Genomic DNA, 20,202 nt, shown 5'->3' on the forward strand with positions numbered 1-20,202 from the left:
GCCGACCGATGGGGAACAGCAGGAGGGGCGCGAAGCGCTTGTGAAACTGGCGGCAGGCCGCCTATCTCTGCACTCACCTTGGAACCCAGTATCGGCCTCGAACGATGCAGCTGGTCTGCGAGATTCGGGCCGGAATCGTGCCCGCCACTCACCGGCTGGCGGGCCGATCATGAGACGAATGAACCGGCACCGAGACCGAACCGAGACGAAACCGGGATGACTGAGACAGCAGTGAGACAGATGCGAAACACAGCCGGTACGGCAATGAGACGGCTGAAACGCCACCGAGACAAAAGCGAATCGGAACCGGATCAAACCGAATCGAAAGCGCACATGAACGACCCCGATCCGAACCACCACGACGGCGCCCAGTTGGCGCCCAGACGCCCGCCAGGCCGCGGTTCGCGCAAGGCCCGCGCCTACGCCGCCGAGATGGCACGGCTTCAAGCCTTGGACTACACGCTGGACGCCATCTGCGAGGCCTTGGCAGACATCGGGGTCACGGTCAGCAGGAGCACGGTGCACCGAGAGCTGGCCAGGCGTAAAGCGATGGCTACATCGACGCACGCGATACCTGCCTGTGCCGATGCCGACACGTCGCCCCGTCAGCCTGCAAGCGGTGACGGTCTCTCCCGCGCGCCTGCACCGTCGCCTCCGGCCGCAAGTGCCCCGCCAAACCGCACCGCTGATCACCGAGGCAAGGACATTGCCGAGACCTTCATGCGCGGCCACATCACCAACCCCCTGATCCGCGCCAAACAGCGCAACGAGGAGCAACCATGAAACTCGCAGTCATCAACTTCTCCGGCAACGTCGGCAAGACCACGGTGGCCCGGCACCTGCTGCTGCCTCGCTTGCCGGGCGCCGAGTACGTGGCGGTCGAAAGCATCAATGCGGACGAGGGCCAGGGCCAGGCCTTGCGCGGGCGCCAGTTCGGCGAGCTTCAGGAGTACCTGCAGACCGTCGACAGCCTGGTGGTCGACATCGGCGCGAGCAATGTCGAGGACTTCCTGAACCTGATGCAGCGCTACCGCGGCAGCCAGGAAGATTTCGACTGCTTTGTCGTGCCCACGGTGCCACCGCTCAAGCAGCAGCAGGACACCATCGCGACCCTGGCCGAGCTGGCCCGCCTCGGCGTGCCGGCCTCACGCATGAAGGTCGTCTTCAACATGCTGGAACACGACGCCGAGCTGACGCAGTCGTTCGAGCCGCTGCTGGCCTTCCTGGCCAAGCAGCCGGTCGCACAGGCCAACCCGGCCTGCCGGCTGGGCGCCAACGAGCTCTATGCGCGCATCCGAGGAACCGGTGTCGACCTGGCCAAGCTGGCCCGCGACGAGACCGACTACAAGGCACTGATCGCCCGTGCCACGGACACCGCAGAGAAACTTTCCCTGGCACAGAAGCTCGCCACCCGGCGCCTGGCCTGCGGCGTGGTGCCTGAGCTGGATGCCTGCTTCGCAGCCCTGGCGCTGAGACTGGGATCCGAGGTAGAGCGTAGCCCCCGGCCGTCCTCCAGGAAGGCCGCGTGAGCGAGCTCAGCAGCGCCCGAGAAGCGCTGATTGCCGAGGCGATCGGTGAGGCCGGAAGGCTGATCGAACGCCTGGAGGCGATTGCGCCAGCACTGGACGCGAACCGCCAGGCGCTGGTCCAGTCGGGCCAGGCCATCGCTGGCCAGTTGGCCGCGTTCGAGACCCGGATGGCCGCCATCACGGAAAACGCCAAGCTGCAGGCGGTCAGGCACATCGCCCGCCGCACCGACGAGATGGCAGCGCGTACGCTGACTGCGCAAACCCGGGCCATGGAGGAGGCGTCTCTGGCGATGTTCAGGAGCGAGCTGGGCCCTGCCCTGCAGCGCCTGTCAGCACAGCAGCAACCTCCCGGCAAGCTCGCCGGCCCCTTCGCGCGCTGGCAAACGCACGCTGCGACGGCTGCGGTGACCTCTGCCCTCACCTGGGCGATGGCGGCATGGCTGTGGGCCCGGTGATGGCGCTCGCATCCATCGGCACAGGCGACCCTGTCGCCGTGCGCCTGTCGGCCTGGTGTAGGATTAAATCCTACGGAAATCGCGAGGATCGCCATGCGCTCGACACAGCAGTTCAGCATCACGCTGCCCAACGAGATGGCCGAGGCCGTGCGCGCCAAGGTGGCATCGGGCGAGTACGCCACGGAGAGCGAAGTGATCCGCGACGGCTTGCGCACGCTGCTGGCGCGAGATCGCGCCGTCGAGGACTGGTTGCGCAAGGATGTGGCCACCGCCTGCGACGCGCTGAAGGCCGACCCGTCACGTGCGGTCGGGGTCGACGCCGTCAAGGCGCGACTGGCCGCCGCGCACAAGAAGGTGTCGGCGAAGACCTGAGGCCGCACCTCGTCGTCTTCGCCCCCGAGGCGAGCGACCAGCTTGAAGCGCTGTTCCTGTACATCGCGGAACACGCCTCGCCGACCACAGCACAGCGCTACACAGAAGCCGTCATCTCGACCTGCGAACGGCTCGCGGTATTCCCTCTCCGGGGCGTGTCACGCGAGGACATTCGCCCGGGCCTGCGGCTGACGCATCACAAGGGGCGCACCGTGATCGCCTACACCGTCGACGATGAAGCCAGGACGGTCTCCATCATCGGCGTGTTCCATGGCGGACAGGACCACGAAGGCGCTTTGACGGAACGTTGGGACGACTAATCGAGCGCGGCGCCGCGTCGGGCCGAGACAGCGGGCCGTCAGATGCTGGCCGGCCACTGCAGGCCCCAGCGGTCGATCACGGTACGCATGCGCCGATCACCATCGGGCACCAGCGTGTGCAGATCCGCGCGCGCCCACCGCAGTGCGTCCAGGCAGGTCAGCATGTCGTCGCTGATGGCAATGTCGACGGCGCGCAGTTCGAACAGATCGAACTGGAAGGCCTCGCCGTTGTAGGCGGCGGCCAGGAAGCGCGCAATGCGCGGGATCTGCCCGGAGTCGCGTTCCTCGGCCAGCTTGAGCAGCCGTGCGAATGCGAGCGCGGCTGCTTGGGTGGCCAGGTGCGATCGGGACTCGCACTGCGCGATCTCGGCATGGATGGCATCGGGGTTCATGCGTGGCTCCATGGTTTCGGGAGGACGGCCGGCCCGATGGTCGGGCCCGCGCGCTGCCAACTGCGCGCCAGATTCGAAGAGAAATCTGGCGCCCGTTGCCTGATGGTTCAGCTCTTGAGCTTGCGCATCTCCTCGGCCAGCATCCACAGCGCACGGTTGAGGCTCACGCCACGGTCGATGCTGCCCACCGGCCGGGTCTGCAGCCGGCGCCCTTGCGCGCTGCGACCAGGCTGACCGCCGCGGATCACGTTCTCCTGGACTTGTGTGCACGGCGCGTTTATGTGGAGTGCATCTGACCTCGGTCCTGCGTGGCGCTGGCGCCGTTGCTGTGATCGCGCCACATTACCTACAGCCGTCGCAGCCAGTTCTGTAAGCCGCCCGGGTCGAACAGCACATGAGCCTTCGCGTTCGGCGCGAGGATGTCGGGGAACACCTGTGACAACGCCTGCCGCTTCAGGTCGAGGTCCGAGCGCGCATATCGCATCGTCGTGTTCAGGTTAGCGTGACCGAGCCACTGGCTGATCGTCGCGAAGTCCACGCCGGCCTTCAGAAGATGAACAGCGGTTGTGTGCCTGAGCGTGTGCGGATGCGGCGGCGTCTGCGATGCCGCCGTCGTGACGCCTGACCGCATCGCGTACTTCCGCAACACGTAGCGCACACCGAACCGCGACAGGGGCTCGCCACGCTGGTTCACGAACAGCGGTGCATCTGCCAGGTCGGCGTGATCGTTCGACCGGCGCCGAACGAGTTCGCCGAGCAGTTGCGCCGTTCTCGGCCAGATCGGACACACGCGCACTTTGTTGCCTTTGCCCTTGAGCCGCACCTGATGCGGCGGGTCGAGCCGAACGTCTTGCAACCGCAGATCCAGCACCTCCTGCACGCGCGCGCCGGTGTTGAACATCAGCGCCAGCAGCGCGAAGTCGCGCTGGCCGCTGGCAGTACTGCGATCGACGGCATCAAGCAAGGCCTTCACGCCGTCTGCAGTCAAGTGCTCGGCAGGCCGCTGCAGCGCGCCGCGCTTGAAGGGCAGCGCAATGATGGCCTGCCAGGTTCCCAACCGTTCGGCGTGCCGCCCGGCCAGGAAGCGCGCCAGCGTGTGAATGGCGGCCAGACGAACGTTGCGCGTGGAGACGACGTTGTGCCGCTCAACTTCCAGATGGCGCAGGAAGTCTTCGACCGCGGCGGCATTGAGGTCGACCAGGTCGAGCACCTCGATACCGCAGCCCCGCCGTCGGGCGATGAACTGCAACAGCATGACGACTTCGTCTCGGTAGCTGCGGATCGTGTGTCGGCTCATCCCGCGTTGCGCCGGTAGATGCGTCTCGAAGAACTGCACCACCGATGCGCCAAGATCAGTCACATGCTGGCGGCTCATGACCTTCCTCCGATCGCGCTTGCAAAGTGCTGTGCGAACCGTTCGCTGGCCAGCCCGGCAACCTCATCGGTCCAGCGCAAGTAGTAAGCGGTGGACTCGATCGACACATGCCCCATGTACATCGCGAGCTTGGGCAACTGTGCTTGCACATCGGCGCCTTGTCGATACCAGCGTGCCAGCGCCTGGACCGCAAAGCTGTGGCGAAGATCGTGAACGCGAGGCCGTTGCATTCCCTCGGCACATATGGCGGCGCCGCGAAGCAGGGAGTTCAGCCCGTGCTGCAAGCCGCTGATCGAATATGGCTTCATCCGTCCACGAGCGCGCGTGCACAGCAGCGGCGCGGTTGGCGGTGTAGCGAAACCGGCTCTGGCTCGCCGTACCAGATAGGCGAGGAGCTCGGCACGGGCACTGGCCGACAGCGGCAGCAGACGCGACTTGTGGAACTTCGACTCGCGCACGCGAAGAAGGTTGCCGTCGTACTCGATGTCGCCCATGGTCAGCCGCTGCAACTCGCCGAGCCGCAGGCCCGTCGTGTAGAGCAACACCACCGCCAAGCGCATGGTCGCTGGCCGCAACGGTGAGTTCGGGCTCGGCGCCAGGGCATCGGCCGCCGCGAGCATGCGCGCGACGTGCCGATCACCGAGGATCACCGGCGTGACGTGGGGCTGGGCACGACATATCAGATCGGTCCCTGGGACGAAGCAACCGGGATCGCAGCGACGGCGCCAGACGCAGAAATGGCGCAGCAACTGCGCCCACTTGCGCCGGCTGTTGGGGTGGCGATTCTTGCGACCGTCGAACCAGCACTGAAAGCTGTCGGCGGTCAGGTCTTCGTGGCCAAGCAAGGGCAACTCGCGCAGCAGCGTCTCAAGTAGCCACTGCTCCTGACGGTAGCACCGGCCGAGAGCTCGCCAGTGGGCCAGGTAGCTACCGACCTGCTCGATGAATGCGGGGCTGGCGCTGCCGTTCATGGCGCCACCTCTGCGGGCACGTCTAGCGCCACTTCGCGCAGCATGTCGGTCTGGATGCGCAGGTACGCGCTTGTGCTGGCCAGGCTGCTGTGGCCCATGAGATCGCCGATCAACTTCATGCTCACACCGACACCCAGCAACCGCATGGCGAAGCTGTGGCGCAGCGCGTAGGCCGAGGCTTCGGTGATCGGCAGGCCGCTGCGCCTCGCATGCACCTTGAAGCGCGCCGACACAGCACACGGGCTCATCGGTCCGAATGGTGGTTGTGCGAGGCCGAACAGCTCGGCACCACTCGAAGCAGCGGCCCATCGCTCCACATGGTGGCGCAACACATCGACCGTGTTGGGCGCCAGCGGTATCAGCAGGACCGAGCGCGTCTTCGACTGCTCCACCCGCAAGGCGTGAGCCTGCCAGTCGATCGACGAGCGCTTCAGCGCCGCGACTTCGCCGGGGCGCAGACCATAGCCAGCCATCAGGTGCAGGATGGCGTGGTCGCGTACGCCGATGTTCGTCGAGCGGTCAATCGAAGCCAGCAGGGCCTGTACCTGGTGCGCGGGCAATGCCCGCGGTGGCTGCTCGAACCGGAACGCTTGGGGAAGCGCGAACTCATGCAGGGGCTCGCTCAGCACACCGGTGTCGAAGGCGTAGCGCAGGTAGCGGCGAACGACGTGCACGGTGTGGCCAAACGTCCGCCGAGCCAACTGCGGCCCGCGCTGTCGGAAGAACGCGTCGAGCGATTGCCGTGTGATCGACGACGGTTCCTGATGGGGCTTGAGCACGCGACTCAGGAAGTCTGTCAACGCCCAGTTGTCGTAGGTTACGGTGGCCGGCGCGATGCCGCGAAGTTCCACCAAGCGCCGAAGATGCTGTTCCTTCAGCGTGAAGCGAGACTGACACGGACCGGGAGCGGCCAGCCGGCCGCGCTCTTGCAGGTAGCGGCAATACAGGCGATACGTGCCGACATAGCCCTTGTGTGGCCAAGCGGCGAACGCGGAGCGCAACTCGTCGGCGCCAATGATCCCGTTAGGCGGCAGCGCCGCGGCCTCCAGCACCCACAACAAGCGGCGCGTGTGTCGTTCGGTTCGGCGGTTGTCGACCCCGCGGGCCGCGACCATGGTCGCAAACGCATCGAGATCGGCCGCGTGCGGCGACGACGTGTACCGAGACAGGGAACGCGAGTAGAGCTGTTTGAGCATGGCGGTCTCCAGGTTGAAACATGGGACCGTCGAAGCTACGGCAGCCTTCGGTAATGTGGTGAGTTCTGGTCTGCTCGCTCGAAGACATCACGCCGACCGAGCGGCACTTCACATAAACGCGCCGTGCACACAAGTCCAGTAACGGTGAGCTCACCGTTACTGCACCCGCTGAAACGTGGTCCACAGGCTGTGGTCGATGTCCTCGGGCCGTCGTGCTTCGATCAGCTGCTCGGCCGTGACAGGCGCAGGACGCCGCACACCGGCCTCGTCCGGGCCTCGCTCACCGAAGCGAAGCGCCAGGGCGGCGTTTGCAAAGGCAATCTCCTCGGGCGGCCGCAGCTGCAGCGCCTTCATCGCCTCGGTGTGCTCGGTCACCGCATCGAACTCGTCGAGCACGCGGAAGGCGCCTTCGATCACTTCGCCCTGGATGTTGCCTTTGTGCGGGATGCGGATGTCGTCCACCACGTCGCCCACGATCAAGCCGTTGCAGCAGACGAAGCGGAACATGCCGGCGAGCATCTGGTACGAGCTGGCGCCGTCGTGGCTGTTGATCAGGATGATCTCGTTGGCCTCGGAGCGGGTGCTGAGTTGACCGCTGCCGTCACGATGGTGGCGCATGCGGATCATGTGCTTGGTGAATTCGCTCTTGCCTTCGATGCGGCTCTTGCCCTGCGCCACCATGAAGGGCTCGAAGCCCTCTTTGCGCAGGCCGCGCAGCACGTCGATGGTGGGGATGTAGGTGTAGCGCTCGGAGCGGCTGCCATGCTTGCCCTGGGCGAAGATGGACGGCGCTGCGGCGCGCATCTGGTCTTCGCTCAGTGCTTGATCGCCACGCATCACGCGGGTGTCGCGGGCAAAACGGGTGGCCAGTGTCGGGGTCGAGTACATGATGATTTCCTTCGATCATTGAGTAAGGCACGAAGGGCGAGCGCGGTGCAGTGGCCTGTGGCCCAACCCGCGACCCGCCGGGGAACGTTTCAGGCGTCGGCGTGTGCAGGCTGGCGCGCGGTGCGAGGCTTGCGGGGATTACGATTCGAGGCCGCGGTGCTGACACGTTCGGCGCTGCGGTTGACGCCTTCGGCATCGGCGCCACCGTTGCGGCGGGCTTCGCTCTCGGCGCGGCTGTCGAGGTAGTCGATGTCCTCGGCCGTGAACGCCATGCCGTAGACGGTCTCGCCGTCCTTCTCGAAGTTGTTGTTGCGCAGCCGGCCGACGATGTTGACGTGCGAGCCTTTGCCCAGGTACGCCGCTGCGTTCTCGGCCTGCTTGCCCCACAGCGTCCACTGGATCGCGGTGGCTTCCTCTTCGCGGGTGCCGGCTGGATCGCGGTTCGCGCGCCGCGTGTTGCTGATGGCGGTCAGCACCGCCTTAGCGACTTGGCCGTCGCGGCCGTTGACGAATTCGAGCTTGACGGCACCGGCCAGGTGCGCATGACGCTGGATGACTTGAACGTTGGCCATGAGGGGCTCCTTGCAAGAACGATCAGCCGGACACCGCCCTGGTGTTCCTCAAAACTGATCCTCTCGCTCGGACTTCCTCGCTCCCGCCCACGGGCGGGCGGGGGGTGGGCATGGCCCCTTCCCTCACGGGAAGGGGTGGGGGATGGGTGGGGTCCATCCGCAGCCGAAGCAGTGCGCCGGTTTCCCGGCCCACCGCTTGAGGATCCCCCCACAAGTCCCCCTCGCAATTCGACGGGGGCGCAGCTGGGGGGAGCGCGGTGGGACGACTGGCGCACGGGCTGCCCCCCCAATGCCTCCTCGGGCGACGCAGCGTCGCGGCCGACGTGCCAGCTTGCCTGGCGCGGCGGTTGCAGCGAAGGCGTCCGAACACCCACGAGCAGCGGCGCCTCTGCGGCCGACGTGCCACCAAGCGCAGCGACTGGCGCGGCGGTCGAGCTGCTGCGAGCATCTCTCTGCAATCCGCATTCAGCGGCCCGGCTGCGGGCATGGCGGGTGACCTGGGTGGCGATCTGGCCGGCGCCGCACAGAGTGGAGCGCAGCGCAACGACCTGCAAGCCGGTCAGTTCGCCAAGTGGGCCTCGTTCACGCGCAGCGTGAAGGAATCGGGGCCCGCGCTCCCCGGGCACGGGAAAGGGCCGCCGTCGCCGTTCCCGCCGGCCCAGCCGGCCTGAGCGTGTTGCGTGAGGGATGGCAGCCCGTCAGGGGCGAGACGCTGGGATCTGGACAGCGGCTAGCCGCGCAGCGCAACAGCCCGCCCCCGCGCAGCGGGGACACGCCCAGCGAGAGGCTGTTTCCGCCACAGACGGCACGGCAGCCTCAGACGCCGGGCAGGCTGCAGGCCAACGAGAGCGGACCAGGTCCGCCCAGGGCTTCACAAGAGCCCGCGTTCGGCAAAGCTCACTGCCGCCGCGCCTGCCACCACCAGGTGATCCAGCACCCGCACGTCCACCAGCGCCAGCGCAGCCTTCAACCCGCTGGTAACGGCTTCATCTGCACGACTGGGCTCCGCAAGCCCCGACGGATGGTTGTGCGCCAGGATCACCGCTGCCGCGTTCAGCGCCAGCGCTTCCTTGACCACCTCCCGGGGATAGACCGACGTCTGGCTGACCGTGCCGCGGAACATCTCCTTGCAAGCCAGCACGCGATGCTGGGAGTCCAGGAAGAGGATCGCGAACACCTCGTGTTCCAGCAGCCCGATCTGCAGCGACAGGTACTCCCTGACTTCCTGCGGCGACGTCAGTTCCGGACCGCGCCGGATCCACTGCGACAGCACTTGCCGCGCCTCGTGCAGCACTTCTTCGGGCTTGGCCGCGCGGTGGTGGCCATCGGGCTCCTGCACCAGCAGCGCGGTGAACAGGCCGAACTGCGCAGACGATTGAACGGTCGAGGACATGGCGAGCTCCAGTCTGAGTCGGGCGGGATTGCCCGAGACCGGGACGCATCGACGCAGCGCAGCGGTCAAGGCTCGCCGACGACCGCAGGGCGCAAGCGCTCGCCACCGCGAGCGCGCAGGCCTTGACCGCGAGAACGTCGGGGCACGATGGGTCGACACGGCAACCCCCCCTCCGCACGCCACCAACACCAGCGGAAGGACCGCCGGCAATGCCGGCCTCGCCGAACTGCGTGAGGGATCAAAGCCCGTCAGGGGCGAGACGTTGGCCGCAGGACAGCGGCTCGACGCCCAGCGCGCGAGCCCGGCCCAGCAAAGCGGGGACACGCCTGCCCCTTGCCCGAAGCTTGCAGCGACCGCCCACCAAGCCTCAAGTCATGCAGTTGTCCCCAAGCGATGGGGACAACGCTGTGGAGAACCCGTGCGCGGCATCGCTAAGCCATTGCCATCACTGGGCCGGCGACGGATTGCCTCGAAAGACGGCACTTGTGTAACCGAAGGGCCGTTCGAGCGGATCTGCAACCGAGTTGCAAGCCTGACCAGGGTGCCCCATTGCCCGAGCTCGTCCTGCCGCAGCCGCCGACCATGGACATGGGCGGCCACGGCCTCTACTCGACGGTGGGCGAGTACATGAAGTTCATCCGCATGTTGCTCAACGATGGCGCCGGAGCCAACGGACGCGTGTTGAGACCCGAGACCGTCGCATCGATGACGCGCAGCGGGTTGCCAAGCGGGCTGCGCAGCGGCGGGTGGACGACATCGATCGCTTCCTTGTCGAACGACGGCGAGTATTTCCCCACGGTGCCGAAGAACTGGGTTACACCTTTCAGATCAACGAGAAAGCGACGCCTTCCGGCCGACCGGCCGGTTCACTGATGTGGGCAGTTTGCACAACCAGCTCGCGCGATCGCCGGCAACGGGTAACGCGCCGGGAACCAGATTCGAGGCCCTTCACCCCGTCTGGGATTTCGAGCGGCGGGGTAGTAAGACCGGTACGCGCAATGCGGGACTGGTGCCCGAAGTTTGCCGGGTACCGTACTCCCCCAGCAAACGCCAGCCCCTCGCCGGCCTTCTCGCTGGTGATGAAAGCGCCGCGCTTCAGTGGTCCACGGCGACAATGACGTTCGCGGTCAGAAGCGGGCACTCTCAGTCGGCCCGCGGTACCTGAGCGCTTCGATGACAAGGGCCAACGCGGGCGCCATCTGGCGCCGACTCGCGTAATACAGGTGATAGCCCGGAAAGCTAGGCCACCAATCTCTTAGCACTGCCACCAGTGTGCCCTCGGCGATGTGCGGGCGGACAAGATCGAGCGGCACGTAGGCAAAACCCATCCCATCGACAGCAGCCCGCAGCATCAGAGGCGTGTTGTTGAAAACCGTCTGGCCCTCGACCTTCACATTGACGGACTTCTTTCCCTTCTCGAAATCCCACGCATACAGGTTGCCTCGGGTGGGCAGGCGCAAGTTCACGCACCGGTGGGCGGTCAGGTCCTGCGGCGTCTTCGGAATCGACTTGCCCTCGATGTATCCGGGCGATCCCACGACCGCCATTCGCATGTCGGGTGCGATGCGAACGGCCACCATGTCCTTGTCCACCCGGTCTCCGACACGCACGCCGGCATCAAAACGCTGAGAGGCGATGTCCGTGAATCCATAGTCCACACTGAACTCGATCTGGATGTCGGGATATTGCCGGAGCAAGGGCAGCAGCCGCGGCCAGAGCGCTGTTGTGATCGCGTGGTCATGCGCGGTGATGCGCACGGTGCCGGCGGGCCGGTCGCGCATCGCACTGAGTGAACCGAGTTCGTCCTCGATTTCCTGCAGCCTTGGTGCTACCGCGCCAAGGAGTCGGGCGCCGGCTTCGGTCGTCGAAACGCTTCTTGTGGTGCGCGTCAGAAGACGAACCCCGAGCCGCGCTTCCAGAGCCAACATGGCGTGACTCACTCCCGAACGCGACACACCTAGCTGGGCGGCGGCTCGGGTGAAGCTGCGCTCCCGCGCGACGACAACAAAAGCCTGTAGATCGTTCAGATTTTCTTTGGCCATTGGTGAGCGGCGTGCACAAGCGTGTTCAGATTCTCCTACCTTCTCAACCAATGTGCTCGCAAATAGAGTTCGGCCATTGTCACCGCAACCATCGTGCAGCGGCACCCAACAAAATGAAGGGGCCTTCCAATGAAGCTCATACACCCCGGCACGGAGCCATCCGCCAGAGGACCCGCTGATTTTTTCACCGGCGAGGTCCGCATCGACATGCTGAACAGTCCGCCTGCGCCGGCACGGGCATCGTGTGCGAGCGTAACCTTCGAACCGGGCGCGCGTTCGGCCTGGCACACGCATCCCTTGGGACAGACCTTGATCGTCACGGCGGGCTGCGGCTGGACCCAGTGCGAAGGAGAGCCAATCGTCGAAATCCGCGCGGGCGACGTCATCTGGTGCCCGCCGGGTCACAAGCACTGGCATGGCGCGACCGCGACCACGGCCATGACACACATCGCCGTGACCGAGGCGCTCGACGGAAAGAACGTCGAGTGGTTGGAGCACGTGGCCGATGCCGAGTATTTGGAAGGGCCATCGAGCAGCACGGCAGCACACGTTTGACCTGCTCTCCACACCCTATCCCACCAGGAGTTCGAGATGAATGTACGTACGACCGGAATCACAGGCTGCCTCGCGGTGATGCATGCGTGTCTTGCCGGCGCCGTTGAGCCATCCCCAACGAGTGCCATTGCACAACAACAGATCACTCGAGCTGGGTCTCAACCATCGGCGACTGGGCCCGAGGCCTTCTTCACGGGGCGAGTACGAGTCGATCCGATCTGGCCAGCGAGCAGCGACATCAACGCCTCGGGAGCCTACGTGACCTTCGAGCCGGGTGCGCGCTCAGCTTGGCATTCCCATCCGAAGGGTCAGCAACTGGTTGTGCTTTCCGGATTTGGTCGAACTCAGGAATTGGGCAAGCCCGTGCAGGAACTCCGTCCCGGCGATGTCGTGTGGTGTCCGCCCGGCGTCAAGCACTGGCACGGCGCTTCGCCCACGACGGCAATGACGCACATCGCGGTCACGGGGACTGCCGATGGCAAAAATGTCGAATGGACGGAGAAGGTCAGTGATGAGCAGTACACGGCACGCTGATCGATTTGGGCGATGCGCCGCCGGCTTAACGCTGGGCTTCGCGGCCGCGTTCTGCCAAGCGGCCGCGCCGGCGCAGGAGTCACAAGCCATGTCCAATACCCAGCCCGCCTCACAAACGCTGTCGATTCGGCAGCAAGCCATCATTCCGATTGCTGCGTTCGGCGCCACCGGCGACATGCCCCGTTTGGTCGTCGCGCTGAATCAGGGCCTCGACGCGGGCATGACTGTGAATGACGCCAAGGAAGTGTTGATTCAGCTCTACGCCTACGCCGGCTTTCCCCGCAGCTTGAATGCCCTGGGCGAGTTGATGAAGGTCGTAGACGCCCGCAAGCAGCGCGGCCTCCAGGACGCGCAGGGCCGCACGCCGAGTCGCGCAATTGCAAAGGGCGATGCGTTGCTGGCGGCCGGAACAGCAAATCAAACCAAGCTGGCTGGCGGCCCTGTGAAGGGTCCGCTGTTCGAGTTCGTGCCTGCGGCCGATGAGTACCTCAAGACGCATCTGTTCGGCGACATTTTCGAGCGTGACAACCTGGACTGGCAAACTCGCGAACTCGCTACAGTCAGCATGCTGTCGGCATTGCAAGGCACCGAATCTCAGCTGCTGTCGCACATAAGTTTTAGCATGAACGTCGGAGTCACTGCCGCTCAGCTCGGCCGGTTGGTCGAGGTTCTGGCAGATCGCGTAGGCATCGAAGCCGCAAGCCGGGCACGGGCTTCGCTCGCCGCTCAACGGGCATTGCAACCGATGCCGCCAGTGTAGTGCTTTGTTCTTGAGTGAACTTAACTGTGTTGGCGCCGACCGGAAACTGAGCAGCGCTTTCAGGCCATGGATTGGCCTTCCTGCCGGAAGACATGGTCCTGCCCCATGTCGAGGCCGGACGTCTCAAGAAGGTGATGCCCGAATGGTGTCCGCGCTTCCCCGGCCTGCATGCCTATTACACCAGTCGGCGGCATCCGACGCGGGCATTGGCGACGGCGACCGAAGCGCTGCAGCAGTCCGCCCAAACCGAGTGAAGGCCAGGTCCTGAAGGTACCGGTCACCATTCAGGTGGGCAGCTCGCAAGGGTGTCTCTGGTGATCAAAGGGGTCTCGTAGGTCAAGAACTGAGCCTTTGCGGTGTTCTTACCCGTCGCAGCCTCGTAAAGGGCTTTGGCAGCGAGGCGGCCAATTGTCCCTGGACGGGTGCAAACCGACCCATCAAAAACGCCACTGCGAACGGCCTCGTTGCCCAAGGCGGACCCCCCGCCAGTGGCAATCAGGCGGGTCTTTGCGCCTGCCGCCTGGATGGCGCGAGCGCAGCCAAGCGCCATGTCATCGGCATGACTGAATAGCAGGTCCAGCTTGGGATTTGCCTTCAGCATTTCACTGCAGACGGCCTCTCCTTTGGCGGGAGACCAGTCCGTGGCGCGAGAAGCGACGATCTTGTAAGGAATGCCGGACTTGTCCAGCGCCTTTCGGAATCCTTCATTGCGCTGGGTAACTGCGGAAAAGCCAGCTGCCCCTTCCACCACGCCGATGGTGCCCGCATGGTCGTGCGGCAGCAACTTCACCGCCAGTTCACCGGCCCGTTCCCCGGCCACGACGTCATCCGTGGCGACAAACGCCGTGAGCTTCTCGTACACGTACTTGGGGCCCTTTTTCGGATCTCCGACCTGAGACGCTGCAGCCACAAAGGGGATGTTGTGACCGGCTGCATCATCCACCCATTGCACAGCCTGCCCGGCGTCGGCAACGATCGCAGCGATGCCATCGACCTTGTACCCGACCATGTCCTCAATGGCGTGTGCCTGCCGCTCCACATTGGAGTGTGGATTCAGGATGATGGCTTTGCAGCCCAGCTCGACACAGGCCTTCTTGAAGCCGCTCGCCACGGCGGCGTCATAGGGATATTGGGTGTTATTGGCAACGTAGACAAGCGTGATGTCCTTGGCGGTTGCTGAATGGGTTGCGATGGCCGCTGAAAACGCGACCAAGACAGAAGGCAGAATTTGGCGATACTTGATCATGTTGATCTCGCGTAACGTGGGCTCGGCCGATCAAGCGCGGACGCGCTTGATGCCTGCGCATGCTGTTAGGGATGGCTCGGCCGCGCTTCAAACGGCGATGCGGAAAACTGCAACCGCTTGCACCAAGGCTGCTGCCTCGTGACTCAGGCTTTCTGCAGCTGCGGCGGATTCCTCCACAAGAGAGGAGTTTTGCTGCGTGGACGTATCCATCGAGTTGATTGCCTCGCCAACCTGCGCGACACCGGTTCGCTGCACTGCACTGGCGACATTGATTTCGCTCATGAGCGACGTAACATTGCGAATCGACGTCACCACCTCTTCCATGGTGCCGCCTGCGCGAGCCACCAACGCTGTACCACGTTCGACCTGCTCCACGCTGGCAGAAATGAGACCTCGGATCTGCCGCGCCGCGTCGGCGCTTCGACCCGCCAAGGAACGCACTTCGCTTGCTACCACCGCAAACCCTCGCCCCTGTTCCCCCGCACGGGCCGCTTCGACGGCGGCATTGAGCGCCAAGATATTGGTTTGGAAAGCAATGCCATCAATGACGCCGATGATCTCCCCTATCTTGCGGCTGCCGTCATTGATCACGCGCATGGTGTCCACGACCTCGGCGACCACTTCGCCGCCTCTGGCGGCCACCTCGGAGGCATCGCGGGCAAGATGATCGGCGCGTTCCGCTGCCGTGGCGTTGCGGCGGACGTTCGCGCCGAGTTCCTCCATCGTGGCCGCCGTCTGCTGCAAAGCGCTTGCCTGACGCTCCGTGCGCTGGCTCAAATCAAGGTTGCCTTGGGCAATCTCAGAACTGGCATTTGCCACACTGTCACTGCCATCGCGAACCCGCCGCACCACATCGGTCAGGCGAAGGTTCATGTCCCTCAGCGCTGACATCAACTGACCGACCTCGTCTGATCCCGTGACCTCGACCTCCGTCCTCAGATCTCCCTCCGCCACGTGCCGTGCGACCTGTACCGCTTTGGCCAGAGAATGTGACGTACTGCGCGCGATGGCCACGAGCATGAGCGCTGCCAAAGCTGCGACTCCCACCATCAACGCGATGGTCCAACTCATGGTCACCCGCGATTGAGACTGCTGTTGAGCCAGCAGCGCATTGATCACGTTGAATGACTGCGTGATCATGGTGAACTGTGCATCAATCAGAATTGTGGTTTCGCCGAAGTATTCGGCCGATGTACCTGAGGGCAATCGTTGCTGCAGAAATGTCTGGTCGATCACCGAGCCCATCACCTGGGCCGAGCCCAAGGCCGAACCAGCCACTTCTTTGAGCGCGCTGTTGTCTGCTGACAAAGATCGGGCGACACGCTGGAAGTCCACACGAACAGCGTCCAGTTGGAACAGCATTTGATCGAGTTGCAGCGACAGAGTGGCTTGATCGGCGCCGCTGACCCCCCGATGCGACAAGGCGCTGGCACTGACGGCCTGCATTCTGCTCATGCGCTCGGTGAGTGCGGGGAGGGACAGAAGCGCCATCTGCGCAAGATGCAGCGTCTCGCCCTCACGATCCAATCCTATCCGTGACACATCCGCCACCCGCCCCAGCAATGCCAACTCCGAGGCTGCCAAGGCTGCATGCTGATCCAGGCTGGTGGAGGGATCGATCGAGCCGGTTGCGGCAGCCTGTCGCAAGGGCATCCATTCGCTCGCCACCTTTTCTGCGGCACCCGTGAACTCATCAGAACGGACACGCAGGCGATCTAAAGCGGCATCCACCTCCGCAGCCTTGCCTTTGAGCGCAGCAACTTGTCCTTCATCACCCGCCTGTGCCATGGCCGCAATGGTTCGGTGCTGCTGCGTCAAACGCAGCAACTTCAGCACCGATTGAGCCTCGCTCAGGCCTTCTCGTTGAGCCGCAACCAGCCGCTCCTCGTTGGCCAGGTTGGTCATGATCAACGCCGTCGGTACTGCCGCCATGAGCACCGCGCAACCACCAATCAAGGCAAACTTTCGACGGATTGGCCAACGATTGAGTAGGTCTGCAAAAGTTATCGCTCGCATGCGTATGGCCTTGTAGTGATGGGTTGCGAATTTGTCTCGATAGAGCACGCATTCTTCGTCCACCGCCCACTTCACTTGAGCAGATAAAGGCTCACTACCAGCCCCAATTCAAGATCACGTACTGTATTGGCGCACGAGGTGCGACATCACACGCACACGGCAAGTGATGCGGGGGTGGAGGCATGTCCGGGCGACACGAGGCTGTCGACCGGCCTTTCGTCGTCGGGGCCGATTTCAAGTTCAAGCGCTGGCAGATAGCCATCCCATTGCGCTTCGGTGCGCGGGCCTGCGATGGTGGCGCTCACGAGTGGGTTCTTCAACACCCATGCCAGTGCGAACACCACGGATGTCGTCCCTCGTTGATCGGCATGGCGCGCGACAGCTGGGCGACCTGAAGTGATTCGGAGCGCCATTCCGTCTGTTGAGCAACCGGTCGCCAATGCGGGTGGCTTTGACCTGCCCAGGCACGCTGGTGAACACGCCTCGCCGCAGCGGCTCGGTCGTGATGTCGCGGAAGAAGCGCTCGACCATGTTCAGCCACGGAGCAGAGGTCGGCGTGAGGTGCATGTTGAAGCTCGGATGCCTGGCCAGCCATTCCTGCACGGCGGGGTGCTTGTGCGTGGCGTAGTTGTCGGCGATCAGGTGCAGCTTCTTTTCCTTGGGTGTCTCACGGTCGATCTTGCGCAGGAACTTCAGCCACTCGGCATGGGTGTGTCGCTGGCATTGGCCGATGACCTGACCATCGAGCACGTTGAGCGCGGCGAACGGCGTGGTTGTGCCGTTGCGCTTGTAGTCGTGCGTCACGATGGTCGCGCGGCTCTTCTTTGGCAAACCCGGCTGTCGAACGTGAGGGTGATCAGGGCTGCAGCTTGCCGGTGCCACTTTGCAAGATCTGGACCGGCAGCGTGCTGCGCGACTGCAGGGCCACCTGCAGCTTGGCGCTGCTGTTGCTCACGGTGTCGGCGGTGACCACGTCGGGCAGGCCGTCCTGGTTCAGGTCGACCGCGGCGAGTGCGTGTGGCTCGTCGGTGCCGGTCACGAAGTTGGCCTGGATGAAGCTGGGGTTGTCGCTGCTGGCGGTGCTGCGGTTCAGCAGCACGCCGATGGAGCCGGCGGTGGAGTTGCCGGTGCCCAGGTAGCTGACCAGCACGTCGGGGCGGCCGTCCAGGTCCATGTCGGCGGTGGTCACGCCGTAAGGCACGCCGCCGATCTCCCGCACGTTGGCGACGAAGCTCGGTGTTGTGGCGCCGACCGGCGTGCGGTTGAGCAGCAAGGCCCAGGTGCTGCCGGCGGTGCCGTTGTTGTTCACGGTGACGATGTCCAGCTTGCCGTCGCCGTCGATGTCCAGCGTGGCCATGTCGGAGGCGGGCTCGCCGGTTTCAAAGGTGATGGCCGGGGCGAAGCTGATCTTCGAGGAACCGGCAGGCGTGGTGTTGAGCAGGATGGCGACGGTGGCGTGGGTGGCGTCGTAGCCGTTGCCCAGCGCGATGTCGGGCTTGCCGTCGCCGTTGAAGTCGCCGGTGACCACGGTCTGCGGAGACGAGAAGCGGCTGTTGGTGTCGGCCGAGAAGCCGATGGGGGCGTCCAGCGCCACGGTGGTCTCGCCGCGCTTGGTCAGGTTGCGGAAGACGATGGCGCGGTTGCTGTTGGCTTTTGAGCGGGAACCGAAGCCGGCGCCGACGATGTCGATCTTGCCGTCGCCATCGAAGTCGGCACAGGCCATCTGGTTCATGTAGCCCCAGGGCAGAGAGACCACGTCGGTGCGCACGAAGCTCAGCGCGCCGGGCTGCGAAGTGTTCATCTGTACCGTGAACTGGTTGGTCCCGGCAACGGCGGCCACCAGGTCCGGCAGGCCGTCGCCGTTGAGGTCGCAAGCCACGGGCTTGTTCGGTGCGGAGACCATGCCCAGCGCCACGGGGGCGGCCAGCACCGGCGCAGTGGTGGCGCCGGCGGTGGTGTTGTTGAGCATCACGTCCAGGGTGCCCGCGGTGTAATTGGCCAGCACCAGGTCGGGCTTGCCGTCGCCGTCCAGGTCGGCGCTGGCCATGCCGTAGATGTACTGGCCGATGGTGGCAGAGGGCTCGGTGGTGACCAGCGCCAGCGTGTCCAGGCTGCCTACGGCTTCGACGGCCTGGTCCAACTGCAGCGTGAACTTGCCCAGCTTGCGGTGCTTGGCGTCCTTGCCCAGCACCTGCACCGGCACAGTGACGCTGGTGGCGCCGGCAGGAATGGTGGCAATGCCGCTGGTGGGCCAGTAGTCCTTGCCGGCCTTGGCCGAGCCGTCCACCGTCTGGTAATGCACGCTGACGGTGTTCGTGGTGTCGCCCTGGCGCACGATCTTCATCGGCAGCACGGTGGGCTGGTCGCCCAGCGTGACCGCGCCGTTCTTGCCGTTCAGGGCGGCGGCGGACTGGGCATGGGCCGAGTTGCCCAGGGCGAGGACGGCCAGCGCGGCGGCCAGCAACTGGACGGAGGGCAGCAGGCGGAAACAGGCAACAACGGCGGGCACGGGCAAACTCCTAGCGGACAGGCTTCTGGGATGTGGGGGGATGCCCGGGCGGGTGGCCCGGGCCCCGCCAGGTGGCGGTCAGGCGGCAGTGGGGTGATCTGCAGCCCTGGGCACGAAGATAGGCGGGGGTGCCGGCCAAGTCCTGCCCAATTGATGACCAAACCATGACTGCGGGGGGGGTAGGCCCGCGCCGGGGCTCAGAGCAGCGTGAGCAGGCGGGGTGCGCGCGGCGGCGCGGGCGTGTCCTCAGCCGCCGCATAGAAAGGGCCCAGTGCGGCCAGGAAGGGCGGTGTGCGGTGGCGCATGGCCTCCAGCGCAGCCTGGTGCAGCTCGCCGGCTTCGTCGCGCCGGCCCTGGGCCAGCGCCAGCCGGGCGGCCGCCGCCAGGCCCAGCGGGTGCTCGCGCAGCCAGGGGCCGATGTCGCGCAGCAGGCGGGCCGCCTCGCTCGGCTGGCCGGCTTCCAGTTGCAGCCAGGCGGCGTCCAGCTGCGCATGGGCGCGGGTGCTGCCCAGCGGCGCCATCTGGCGTGTCTGCGCCAGCAGCGCCGGACCAGGTTGGCATTGACGCCGTTGGCCATCGCCACCGACGCCTTCGAGACGCCAGGCCTGCAGCAGGCGGGAACCACATGGGCCTTGAACTCGGGGCTGTGACGGCAACGCTGGCTGCGGCCTTCGTCTTTAAGAGTCGCACGTGGATCATCACATTTTGAAGCCAGATGCCTCGGCATCGCGGTCACCATGGACGATAGCGGCGCAGATGCTCTTCAGCCTTGTCAAGCCCCTGCTGCTGATGACGTGTGGTGCTTGCAGGTCCATATCGGTTGCAGCACTGGCATGCGACCCAGGGCAGCCTCCCGATGTCGGCACAGCACATACGCCGCCGATGCCACAACAGGTATGCAATTCCACCGACCTGGGGAAAACCTGGGCATTTGCGCGCAATGAAGTACAGACACTGGCAGCGGCAGTATCAAAACCGCGGACCTCCCTCGCTGAAGATGCGCACGCTGCGCCATGCGGGCAGGCAGCGACAACACCAAACGCCCCGACATCTCAGGAGACACACAACATGAACCGC

General features: G+C 65.0%; 22 protein-coding genes and 3 pseudogenes. 11 read left to right on the forward strand and 14 right to left on the reverse strand.

The window, feature by feature from the left end; translation table 11 throughout:
• Positions 1–333: 333 nt before the first annotated feature.
• The 5 genes from ACAH41_RS08645 (at position 334) to ACAH41_RS08665 (ending at position 2,676) form a co-directional block, all read left to right on the forward strand.
• Positions 334–783 carry a hypothetical protein gene (locus ACAH41_RS08645; protein ID WP_325655979.1) on the forward strand — a complete coding sequence of 150 codons (450 nt, stop codon included), beginning with the start codon at positions 334–336 and terminating at the stop codon, positions 781–783.
• Positions 780–1,529: a StbB family protein gene (stbB, locus tag ACAH41_RS08650; protein ID WP_325655981.1), complete on the forward strand. Its 750-nt coding sequence runs from the start codon at positions 780–782 to the stop codon at positions 1,527–1,529. The genes ACAH41_RS08645 and stbB overlap by 4 nt, the downstream gene beginning before the upstream one ends.
• On the forward strand, positions 1,526–1,984 hold the full coding sequence (locus tag ACAH41_RS08655; RefSeq protein WP_325655983.1) for a hypothetical protein: 459 nt from the start codon (positions 1,526–1,528) through the stop codon (positions 1,982–1,984). Before stbB ends, ACAH41_RS08655 begins: the two co-directional genes overlap by 4 nt.
• 93 nt (positions 1,985–2,077) lie before the next feature.
• Positions 2,078–2,356, forward strand: coding sequence for a type II toxin-antitoxin system ParD family antitoxin (locus ACAH41_RS08660; protein ID WP_325655985.1), 279 nt, complete (start codon positions 2,078–2,080; stop codon positions 2,354–2,356).
• The gene (locus tag ACAH41_RS08665) at positions 2,353–2,676 is read left to right on the forward strand and encodes a type II toxin-antitoxin system RelE/ParE family toxin (RefSeq protein ID WP_325656022.1); all 324 of its coding nucleotides are present in this window, start codon (positions 2,353–2,355) and stop codon (positions 2,674–2,676) included. Before ACAH41_RS08660 ends, ACAH41_RS08665 begins: the two co-directional genes overlap by 4 nt.
• 38 nt (positions 2,677–2,714) lie before the next feature.
• On the opposite strand, the gene ACAH41_RS08670 is transcribed toward ACAH41_RS08665, so the two are convergent.
• The 8 genes and pseudogenes from ACAH41_RS08670 to radC all read right to left on the reverse strand — a co-directional run bounded on the left by ACAH41_RS08670 (position 2,715) and on the right by radC (position 9,463).
• Positions 2,715–3,068 (reverse strand): hypothetical protein, encoded by a 354-nt coding sequence (locus ACAH41_RS08670; protein WP_325655987.1) that lies wholly within the window; start codon positions 3,066–3,068, stop codon positions 2,715–2,717.
• 107 nt (positions 3,069–3,175) lie between these two features.
• Positions 3,176–3,316 (reverse strand): hypothetical protein, encoded by a 141-nt coding sequence (locus ACAH41_RS08675; RefSeq protein ID WP_325656027.1) that lies wholly within the window; start codon positions 3,314–3,316, stop codon positions 3,176–3,178.
• Between the two features lie 98 nt (positions 3,317–3,414).
• Positions 3,415–4,443, reverse strand: a complete 1,029-nt coding sequence (locus ACAH41_RS08680) for a tyrosine-type recombinase/integrase (protein ID WP_325655989.1) — start codon at positions 4,441–4,443, stop codon at positions 3,415–3,417.
• On the reverse strand, positions 4,440–5,414 hold the full coding sequence (locus ACAH41_RS08685) for a tyrosine-type recombinase/integrase (RefSeq protein ID WP_325655991.1): 975 nt from the start codon (positions 5,412–5,414) through the stop codon (positions 4,440–4,442). Before ACAH41_RS08685 ends, ACAH41_RS08680 begins: the two co-directional genes overlap by 4 nt.
• The gene (locus ACAH41_RS08690; protein ID WP_325655992.1) at positions 5,411–6,610 is read right to left on the reverse strand and encodes a tyrosine-type recombinase/integrase; all 1,200 of its coding nucleotides are present in this window, start codon (positions 6,608–6,610) and stop codon (positions 5,411–5,413) included. The genes ACAH41_RS08685 and ACAH41_RS08690 overlap by 4 nt, the downstream gene beginning before the upstream one ends.
• A gap of 159 nt (positions 6,611–6,769) precedes the next feature.
• A pseudogene (locus ACAH41_RS08695) lies at positions 6,770–7,498 on the reverse strand (DUF932 domain-containing protein); the annotation flags it as partial.
• Between the two features lie 89 nt (positions 7,499–7,587).
• The gene (locus ACAH41_RS08700; protein WP_141284034.1) at positions 7,588–8,070 is read right to left on the reverse strand and encodes a single-stranded DNA-binding protein; all 483 of its coding nucleotides are present in this window, start codon (positions 8,068–8,070) and stop codon (positions 7,588–7,590) included.
• 871 nt (positions 8,071–8,941) lie between these two features.
• The gene (radC, locus tag ACAH41_RS08705; RefSeq protein WP_141284037.1) at positions 8,942–9,463 is read right to left on the reverse strand and encodes a DNA repair protein RadC; all 522 of its coding nucleotides are present in this window, start codon (positions 9,461–9,463) and stop codon (positions 8,942–8,944) included.
• 549 nt (positions 9,464–10,012) lie between these two features.
• Here radC and ACAH41_RS08710 point away from each other — a divergent pair.
• Positions 10,013–10,336: a hypothetical protein gene (locus tag ACAH41_RS08710; RefSeq protein ID WP_325655993.1), complete on the forward strand. Its 324-nt coding sequence runs from the start codon at positions 10,013–10,015 to the stop codon at positions 10,334–10,336.
• 254 nt (positions 10,337–10,590) lie between these two features.
• Here ACAH41_RS08710 and ACAH41_RS08715 read toward each other — a convergent pair whose 3' ends face one another.
• Positions 10,591–11,505 (reverse strand): LysR family transcriptional regulator, encoded by a 915-nt coding sequence (locus ACAH41_RS08715; RefSeq protein WP_325655994.1) that lies wholly within the window; start codon positions 11,503–11,505, stop codon positions 10,591–10,593.
• Positions 11,506–11,634: 129 nt separating this feature from the next.
• On the opposite strand from ACAH41_RS08715, the gene ACAH41_RS08720 reads away from it, so the two are divergent.
• From ACAH41_RS08720 to ACAH41_RS08735, 4 genes and pseudogenes are all read left to right on the forward strand, one after another.
• Positions 11,635–12,060 carry a cupin domain-containing protein gene (locus ACAH41_RS08720; protein WP_325655996.1) on the forward strand — a complete coding sequence of 142 codons (426 nt, stop codon included), beginning with the start codon at positions 11,635–11,637 and terminating at the stop codon, positions 12,058–12,060.
• 78 nt (positions 12,061–12,138) lie between these two features.
• Entirely contained in the window at positions 12,139–12,594 is a 456-nt protein-coding gene (locus ACAH41_RS08725; RefSeq protein ID WP_325656024.1) for a cupin domain-containing protein, read from the forward strand.
• A gap of 88 nt (positions 12,595–12,682) precedes the next feature.
• On the forward strand, positions 12,683–13,354 hold the full coding sequence (locus ACAH41_RS08730; protein ID WP_325655998.1) for a carboxymuconolactone decarboxylase family protein: 672 nt from the start codon (positions 12,683–12,685) through the stop codon (positions 13,352–13,354).
• Between the two features lie 62 nt (positions 13,355–13,416).
• Positions 13,417–13,608: pseudogene (locus ACAH41_RS08735) on the forward strand (LysR substrate-binding domain-containing protein); the annotation flags it as partial.
• Between the two features lie 23 nt (positions 13,609–13,631).
• On the opposite strand, the gene ACAH41_RS08740 reads toward ACAH41_RS08735, so the two are convergent.
• The 5 genes and pseudogenes from ACAH41_RS08740 to ACAH41_RS08760 all read right to left on the reverse strand — a co-directional run bounded on the left by ACAH41_RS08740 (position 13,632) and on the right by ACAH41_RS08760 (position 19,646).
• A complete protein-coding gene (locus tag ACAH41_RS08740; protein WP_141284049.1) occupies positions 13,632–14,600 on the reverse strand; it encodes a sugar ABC transporter substrate-binding protein in 969 nt (322 codons plus the stop codon).
• Between the two features lie 87 nt (positions 14,601–14,687).
• On the reverse strand, positions 14,688–16,691 hold the full coding sequence (locus ACAH41_RS08745; protein WP_370538256.1) for a methyl-accepting chemotaxis protein: 2,004 nt from the start codon (positions 16,689–16,691) through the stop codon (positions 14,688–14,690).
• A 390-nt stretch (positions 16,692–17,081) separates the two neighbouring features.
• A pseudogene (locus ACAH41_RS08750) lies at positions 17,082–17,456 on the reverse strand (IS630 family transposase); the annotation flags it as partial.
• A 16-nt stretch (positions 17,457–17,472) separates the two neighbouring features.
• Positions 17,473–19,125, reverse strand: a complete 1,653-nt coding sequence (locus ACAH41_RS08755) for an FG-GAP-like repeat-containing protein (protein WP_325656002.1) — start codon at positions 19,123–19,125, stop codon at positions 17,473–17,475.
• Between the two features lie 197 nt (positions 19,126–19,322).
• Positions 19,323–19,646, reverse strand: a complete 324-nt coding sequence (locus ACAH41_RS08760) for a hypothetical protein (protein ID WP_231013130.1) — start codon at positions 19,644–19,646, stop codon at positions 19,323–19,325.
• 169 nt (positions 19,647–19,815) lie between these two features.
• Between ACAH41_RS08760 and ACAH41_RS08765 the strand changes: the two genes are divergently transcribed.
• On the forward strand, positions 19,816–20,202 hold a 387-nt coding region (locus ACAH41_RS08765; protein WP_325656005.1), incomplete at its 3' end, for a hypothetical protein.

Origin of the sequence: Ideonella sp. (assembly GCF_041287625.1) — a bacterium.
Lineage (GTDB): Bacteria > Pseudomonadota > Gammaproteobacteria > Burkholderiales > Burkholderiaceae_C > Ideonella.

Coding starts and splice junctions, on each gene's coding strand:
- stbB (WP_325655981.1), top strand. CDS start 780: ATGAAACTCGCAGTCATCAACTTCTCCGGCAACGTCGGCAAGACCACG.
- ACAH41_RS08715 (WP_325655994.1), bottom strand. CDS start 11,505: ATGGCCAAAGAAAATCTGAACGATCTACAGGCTTTTGTTGTCGTCGCG.
- ACAH41_RS08690 (WP_325655992.1), bottom strand. CDS start 6,610: ATGCTCAAACAGCTCTACTCGCGTTCCCTGTCTCGGTACACGTCGTCG.
- ACAH41_RS08760 (WP_231013130.1), bottom strand. CDS start 19,646: ATGGCGCCGCTGGGCAGCACCCGCGCCCATGCGCAGCTGGACGCCGCC.
- ACAH41_RS08645 (WP_325655979.1), top strand. CDS start 334: ATGAACGACCCCGATCCGAACCACCACGACGGCGCCCAGTTGGCGCCC.
- ACAH41_RS08725 (WP_325656024.1), top strand. CDS start 12,139: ATGCATGCGTGTCTTGCCGGCGCCGTTGAGCCATCCCCAACGAGTGCC.
- ACAH41_RS08700 (WP_141284034.1), bottom strand. CDS start 8,070: ATGGCCAACGTTCAAGTCATCCAGCGTCATGCGCACCTGGCCGGTGCC.
- ACAH41_RS08685 (WP_325655991.1), bottom strand. CDS start 5,414: ATGAACGGCAGCGCCAGCCCCGCATTCATCGAGCAGGTCGGTAGCTAC.
- ACAH41_RS08730 (WP_325655998.1), top strand. CDS start 12,683: ATGTCCAATACCCAGCCCGCCTCACAAACGCTGTCGATTCGGCAGCAA.
- radC (WP_141284037.1), bottom strand. CDS start 9,463: ATGTCCTCGACCGTTCAATCGTCTGCGCAGTTCGGCCTGTTCACCGCG.
- ACAH41_RS08660 (WP_325655985.1), top strand. CDS start 2,078: ATGCGCTCGACACAGCAGTTCAGCATCACGCTGCCCAACGAGATGGCC.
- ACAH41_RS08680 (WP_325655989.1), bottom strand. CDS start 4,443: ATGAGCCGCCAGCATGTGACTGATCTTGGCGCATCGGTGGTGCAGTTC.
- ACAH41_RS08720 (WP_325655996.1), top strand. CDS start 11,635: ATGAAGCTCATACACCCCGGCACGGAGCCATCCGCCAGAGGACCCGCT.
- ACAH41_RS08740 (WP_141284049.1), bottom strand. CDS start 14,600: ATGATCAAGTATCGCCAAATTCTGCCTTCTGTCTTGGTCGCGTTTTCA.
- ACAH41_RS08670 (WP_325655987.1), bottom strand. CDS start 3,068: ATGAACCCCGATGCCATCCATGCCGAGATCGCGCAGTGCGAGTCCCGA.